Here is a 1,337-nt window from a genome sequence, read left to right as displayed (position 1 = left end):
CCACAACGCATTAAGTTTATCGCTTTCTACTTGCTTTTGCGGTCCATCGTCTTTTTCATCCCGCATGCCGCGTAGCCAACTGATGTCTGCGGGGTCGTACAACATCATCGCTTCAGCAGGCAAACCATCTCGCCCTGCTCGTCCCGTTTCTTGGTAGTAGGATTCAATATTGCGCGGAATATCAAAGTGCACCACAAAACGGACGTTCGGCTTGTTAATACCCATACCAAAGGCAACCGTCGCGACCACGATTTGAATGTCATCACGCTGAAACGCCTCTTGAACGTAAGCACGCTCATCAGCGTCCATCCCTGCATGATAGCCCGCCGCACGGATGTGGTTGTTGCACAACTTCTCCGTCACCATTTCGACTTTCTTACGGCTACCACAGTAAATGATGCCGCAATTGCCCTTTTGGGTGTCGAGATAACGAATGATCTGAGAAATCGGCTTGTGCTTCTCGACCAGGTTGTAGCGGATATTCGGACGGTCAAAACTGCCTAAGTGGACATGAGGTTCATGCAAACGTAAGCGTTCAAGAATGTCGCGACGTGTAGCGTCATCCGCAGTGGCGGTGAGCGCCATAAATGGCACATGCGAAAAATGCTGCTTTAACTGACCCAGCGCAGCGTATTCAGGACGGAAATCGTGTCCCCACTGTGAGATACAGTGCGCTTCATCCACCGCAATCATCGCCAAAGGCAGATTTTCGAGGCGCTCGATGAAGTCACGCATTAACACGCGTTCTGGTGAGACGTAAACCAATTTGAGTTGACCGCTGTGCATGCGGTTATACACACTCAGCAGCTCTTCACGGCTCATGGTGGAGTTCACACACTCTGCCGCAACGCCGTTGGCTTTGAGCTGATCGACCTGGTCTTTCATCAAAGAAATCAGAGGCGAAATCACTAAGGTGATGCCACTGCGAACCAGTGCAGGTATCTGATAGCAAAGAGATTTGCCACCGCCTGTCGGCATGATCACCAGACTGTCTTTGCCCTCGACCGCCGATTCGATGACCTCTTGCTGGCCATCACGAAACGTTTGATAACCGAAAACTTCCTCCAACACACGTTGAGGCGTTACCGGTAAGTCTGATTGTTCGGCTAACAAAGTTGAGGTCATGAAAAATCTCAGATTGGGTGATGTAGAAATGCTTTTGCATGCCACCAGCACACAAAGTGAGGGCACATTGTAATGGGGTTTCATGGTGAATAAAACCGCAAATTGTTAGGTGTTTCACACCACGGCTCGTATACTGATTTTCTGCTCTATAAACACACAATTAGGTGACACTTCATGACACCAGAAGAACAACAGCGCGCGCGGCAAGGTGT

1 protein-coding gene is annotated in these 1,337 nt (G+C 49.8%); it reads right to left on the bottom strand.

Translation table 11 applies throughout. From position 1 onward, the window contains the following. Nucleotides 1-1,125: RecQ family ATP-dependent DNA helicase (locus tag R7044_RS24065; RefSeq protein WP_225455856.1), on the bottom strand; the 1,125-nt coding region annotated here is incomplete at its 3' end. Nucleotides 1,126-1,337 lie beyond the last annotated feature (212 nt).

The organism is Vibrio sp. 1402 (assembly GCF_033340275.1).
This window is presented reverse-complemented; position numbering and strand designations above follow the sequence as displayed.